The following is a 5,386-nucleotide window of genomic DNA, read 5'->3' as shown; positions in this document are numbered from 1 at the left end:
GTGGTGCGCCGCGTGTGGGGCGCGGGGAACTGCGCGATCAGCCACCGACGGCCTGCAGCCGGCGCACTGGCCCCGGGGCCCGGGGCGAAGCCCCGAGAACCTCGACTGCGGGAGCGTCCTGGCCGATCGCGCAGTTCCCCGCGCCCCTGACGGGGCGCGCCCTGGCGGGGCGGACCCGTACCCCCGTGACGGGCCCGCCCCACCCCGGCAGATATCCGGCAGTCCAGCCCATGAGGCTCCGCGAGCCAAGCGGTTTCCCGGTTTCCTCACCCGACAGGCGACCGGGAAACCGTCACTCACCTGCGGAAACGCCGCCGCGGCTCAATACTGCCCTTGAGGGGTCCGGACCCCGCTGGGACGATCTTCACCGTGGACAACGGTGGCGAACTCCTGCGGAAACTACGGCGAGAGCGCGGGGTGTCGCTGGCCGGACTGTCCGCCCTGGCCTTCTACAGCAAGGGTTATCTGAGCAAGGTCGAGAACGGCGACAAACCGATGACGCTGGAACTGGCGCGCGCCTGCGATCAGGCGCTCGGCACCGGCGGGACGCTGGAGCAACTCGTCCTCGGTCTTCAGGACGGCGGGGGCTGCCCGTACCGGGGGTTGTCCGCATTCGGGCCGCAGGATGCCCGCTGGTTCTTCGGACGGGAACAGGCCACCGCCTCCCTTGTCGCCCAACTGACCAAACGTCTGGACGGATCCGGACCGCTGATGGTCGTCGCTCCGTCGGGCACCGGGAAGTCCTCGTTGTTACGAGCCGGGTTGATTCCCGCCCTGACGCGCGGGGTGCTCCCGGGGCACTGGGAACCGTTGCTGCTGACGCCGGGCGAACACCCCGTCAAAGGGCTTCTGGCCCATTTGGCGTCGGTGCCGGCCGATTCCCCGCAGCAGCTTGCTGCCGCAGTGCGCAACTCCAACGGCCCCCGTCTCGCCCTGGTGGTGGACCAGTTCGAGGAACTGTTCACGCTGTGCCAGGACCGCGCCGAACAGCGCGCCTTCATCGAGCTGTTGCACGCTCTGACGGCCGGGGCCGAAGCCCCGCCATGCCTGGTCGTACTCGGCATCCGCGCCGACTTCTACGGGCACTGCCTGGCCCACCCGGAACTGGTGGCCGCCCTGCGGCACGGTCACGTCCCCCTGGGGCCCATGGACACGGCGCAGTTGCGCGAAGCCATCACGGGTCCGGCCGAGCGGGCCGGCCTGTCGGTGGAACCGGGGCTCGTGGAGCTCATGCTCCGGGACGCGGGCGGCACCGCCGCGCCGCGGGCCGGGGTGCTGCCTCTCCTCTCCCACGCCCTTCTGGCCACGTGGCAGCAGCGGACGAACACCACGCTGACCGTGGCGGGCTACCAGCTGACCGGAGGAATATCCGGGGCGGTGGCCACCACGGCCGAGCACGCGTACTCCGCGCTGCCACCGGAACAGCAGCCCGTCGCACGCCGGTTGCTGCTGCACCTCGTCCACCTCGACGAGACCGGCGTGACCGGACGCCGCATGGAACGCAGCCGCCTGCTGGAACGGGACCCGGCGCAGGAAGCGGCGACGGCCGTCCTCGACGCGTTCGCCCGGGCCCGCCTGCTGACGCTGGACGCGGATCACGTGGAGCTGGCGCACGAGGCCCTGCTCCACGCCTGGCCGCGGCTGCGCGGGTGGCTGGACGAGGACCGGGCGGGGCTGCGCATCCGGCAGTCGCTCCTGGAGGCGGCCGAGGCGTGGGAGCGCGAAGGCCGCGATGCGGGCCTGCTCTACCGGGGCACGCGTCTGGCCGTCGCCCGCGAGTGGGCCGCCGACCCGGCGGGCCGGGCCGCGCTGGGGCCCGTGGCGCGGGCGTTCCTCGACGCCGGCATCGACCAGGAGAACGCCGAACGCAGACGGGACCGCCACCAGGCCAGGCGGCTGCGCCAGTTGCTCGCTGGCCTCGCGATGCTCCTGTCCCTGGCCCTGATCGCCTCGGGAGTGGCGTTCTGGCAGCGGGAGGCTGCGCGCACGGCGCAGCGGGAGGCCCAGTCCCGGCAACTCGCCGCCCAGTCCGGCGCCTTGATCGCCACCGACCCCGACCTGGCCTCCCTGCTGGCCGTCCAGGCCCACCGGACCAGCCCCACCGGCGAGGCCGTCAGCAGCCTCTACGCGGCCGCGGCGCTCCCGTTGCGCAAACGACTGACCGGCCATACCTATGGAGTGCCCGCGGTGAAGTTCAGTCCTGACGGCAAGACCCTCGCCACCAACGGTGAGGAGGGGAGCGTCCAGCTGTGGGACGCCACCACGGGCAAGCACCGGAAGACCCTCGCCGACGGCCTCACCGAGTCGGTGGGCTCGGTGGAGTTCAGCCCCGACGGCAAGACCCTTGCCATCACCAACCACGACATCACCGTGCAACTCTCGGATGTGACCACGGGCAAGACCCGAATCATCCACACCGGTCACACCTATCCAGTGGCTTCGGTGACGTTCAGTCCTGACGGCAAGACCATCGCCACCGGCAGCTACGACGGCACCGTACGACTCAGCGACGTCACCACGGGCGCGCACCGGGGCACCCTCTCCGGCCATGCCAACACCGTGGCATCGGTGGCCTTCAGCCCTGACGGCACCACACTCGCCACCGGCAGCCATGACGACACCGTCCGCCTGTGGGACGTGGCCACCGGCACGACCCGGCACATCCTCTCCGGCCACACCGGCACCACGGCTTCGGTGACGTTCAGCCCCGACGGCAAGTCCCTTGCCAGCGGCAGCTACGACGGCACCGTACGGCTGTGGGACGTGGCCACGGGCGCAGCCCGCACCACCCTCACCGGCCACAACGGCACCGTGGCATCGGCCGCCTTCAGCCCCGACAGCAAGACCCTCGCCACCAGCAGCAGCGACAAGACCATCCGCCTGTGGGACGTGGCCACCGGCACACCCCGCACCACCCTCACCGGCCATATCGCCCCGGTGGAATCGGTGGCGTTCAGCCCCGACGGCAAGTCCCTTGCCAGCGGCAGCAGTGACGGCACGGTGCGCCTGTGGGACGTCACCGCGGGCACGACCCGCGCCACCCTCACCGGGCACACCAGCACCGTGGGGTCGGCCGCCTTCAGCACCGACGGCAAGACCCTCGCCACCGGCAGCTACGACGGCACCGTGCGCCTGTGGAACGTGACCGCGTGCAAAGTCCGCGCCCCCCTCATCGGCCACACCAGCGGCGTGACTTCGGTGGCGTTCAGCCCCGACGGCAAAATCCTCGCCACCGGCAGCGTCGACAAGACCGTCCGCCTGTGGGACGTGGCCACGGGCACCACCCGCATCACCCTCACCGGCCACGCCGGCACCGTGGCATCGATCGCTTTCAGCCCAGATGGCACCACACTCGCCACCGGCAGCTACGACGGCACCGTACGGCTGTGGGACGTGGCCACGGGCGCAGCCCTCAACACCCTGACCGGTCAGTCCGGTCCGGTGTCGTTGATGGCGTTCAGCCCCGACCTCAAGACCGTTGTCACCAGCAGCGGCATCGGCCCCGTACGGCTCTGGGACGTGGCCACGGGCAGACTGCGCAAGGTCCTCGAAGGCCACTCCACCCTGGTGACTTCGGCCGCCTTCAGCCCCGACGGCACCACACTCGCCACCGGCAGCAGCGACAACGGCAATTCGTACGCCATGGGCCCCGGTGACGACACCGTCCGCCTCTGGGACGTGGCCACCGGCAAGACCCGCAGGGTCCTCACCGGCCACACCAACACCGTGACCTCGGTAGCCTTCAGCCCCGACGGCAAGTCCCTCGCGAGCGGCAGCTATGACAAGACCGTACGGCTGTGGGACGTGGCCACCGGCAAGACCCGCAACGTCCTCACGGGCCACACCAACACCGTCGAATCCGTGGCCTTCGGCCCCGACGGCGAAACCCTCGCCAGCGGCGGCAGCGACGGCGCCACCCGGATCTGGGACGTGTACCTCCCCGACACGAAGGAAGCCGGCCGGAGAATCTGCGCGGCCCTCCACCGGGACTTCACCGAGGCCGAACGGGATTCGTATCTAGGGGGACAGGCGACGAAGCCGGTGTGCCAGGGCGCCCCGTAAGGGACGCCCCGCGCCCCCTACGGGGCGGCCCGCAGCAGCTCCCCGAACTCGGCTATCAGGCGGGCCGTTGCGGCCTCCGCCGCCCGGGACCTGGTGGCGATGTGGAGGAAGCCGTGGACGAGGCCCGGGAACACGTGCTTGTCCACCACCACGTCGGCGGCCAGCAGGGCGTCCGCGTACGCCAGGCCCTCGTCCCGCAGAGGATCGAACTCGGCACAGCCGATCACCGCGGGCGGCAGGCCCTCGTGGCTGCCGGCGAGGAGCGGGGAGGCGGGGGCGCCGTCGGCGGCGGCCGGGATGTCGGAGAGGTAGAAGTCCTTGAACCGGTCTATCTCGGCCGTGGTCAGGGCGTACCCGGTGGCGTTCTCGGCGAGGGACCGGTGGCCGCTGTCGTGGCGGAGGTCGGTGCCGGGGTAGACGAGGAACTGGGCGGCCAGCGGGCGCCCTTCGTCGCGGAAGGCGAGGGCGACCCCGGCGGCCAGGTTGCCGCCGGCGCTGTCGCCCGCGACGGCCAGGCTGCCGCCGCCGTAGTCGGCGATGTGGTCGCCGACGTGGCTCGTCACCGCGACGCAGTCGTCGAAGCCGGCGGGGAAGGGGAACTCCGGGGCGAGCCGGTAGGCCACGCCCACCACGACGGCGGTCAGGTCGCGGCAGAGGCGGCGGCAGATGCCGTCGTGGGTGTCGAGGTCGCCGCTGACGAAGCCGCCGCCGTGGAAGTAGACGACGGTGGGCACGGCCCCTTCGCCCTCCGGGCGGTAGATCCGTACCGGCACTCCGGTGATCCGGTCGTCGGCGACCGCGCCGACCTCGATCGGCGGGTCGGCTGCGAGGGCGAGCGCGAAGGTGCGGGTGGCGTCCCGCAGCTCGGCGGCCGTGGGTGCTTCGGCGGGCTCCGGCCCGTCGAGTCCGAGTTCCTTGAGCAGAGCGGCTATCTCCGGGTCCAAGGCCATGGGCCCAGGATGCCGCGGGAGCGCGATGGGTGCACCCCGGCCGACGCACCGATTTGCGGTGCCTGTCCGACAGCTGCGGGTCGTGCCGGGTTGCTCGCGCAGTTCCCCGCGCCCCTTCGGGGCGCGGGTACCGAGTGCTACCGCGCCGTTTCCTTCTCGTACGCCCGGACGACCTCGTCCGTCGGACCGTCCATCAACAGCTCACCGCGTTCCAGCCACAGCACCCGGTCGCAGGTGTCGCGGATGGAGTTGTTGTTGTGGCTGACCAGGAAGACCGTGCCGGCTTCCTTGCGCAGCTCCCGGATCCGTTCCTCCGAGCGCTTCTGGAAGGCGCGGTCACCGGTGGCGAGGGCCTCGTCGATCATCAGGACGTC

2 protein-coding genes and 1 pseudogene are annotated in these 5,386 nt (G+C 71.6%); 1 reads left to right on the top strand and 2 read right to left on the bottom strand.

Annotation, left to right across the window (positions count from 1 at the left end):
• The first annotated feature begins 369 nt into the window (after positions 1-369).
• Positions 370-4,062, top strand: a complete 3,693-nt coding sequence (locus tag ACWD4B_RS34995; RefSeq protein WP_451424555.1) for an nSTAND1 domain-containing NTPase — start codon at positions 370-372, stop codon at positions 4,060-4,062.
• 17 nt (positions 4,063-4,079) lie between these two features.
• Here the strand turns inward: ACWD4B_RS34995 and ACWD4B_RS34990 are convergent, their stop codons facing one another.
• Together ACWD4B_RS34990 and ACWD4B_RS34985 are read right to left on the bottom strand one after the other, a co-directional pair.
• Entirely contained in the window at positions 4,080-5,012 is a 933-nt protein-coding gene (locus tag ACWD4B_RS34990; protein WP_451424554.1) for an alpha/beta hydrolase, read from the bottom strand.
• Positions 5,013-5,149: 137 nt separating this feature from the next.
• Positions 5,150-5,386, bottom strand: a pseudogene (locus ACWD4B_RS34985) (ABC transporter ATP-binding protein); the annotation flags it as partial.

The sequence above is a fragment of the Streptomyces sp. NPDC002536 genome, from assembly GCF_053594995.1.
This window is presented reverse-complemented; position numbering and strand designations above follow the sequence as displayed.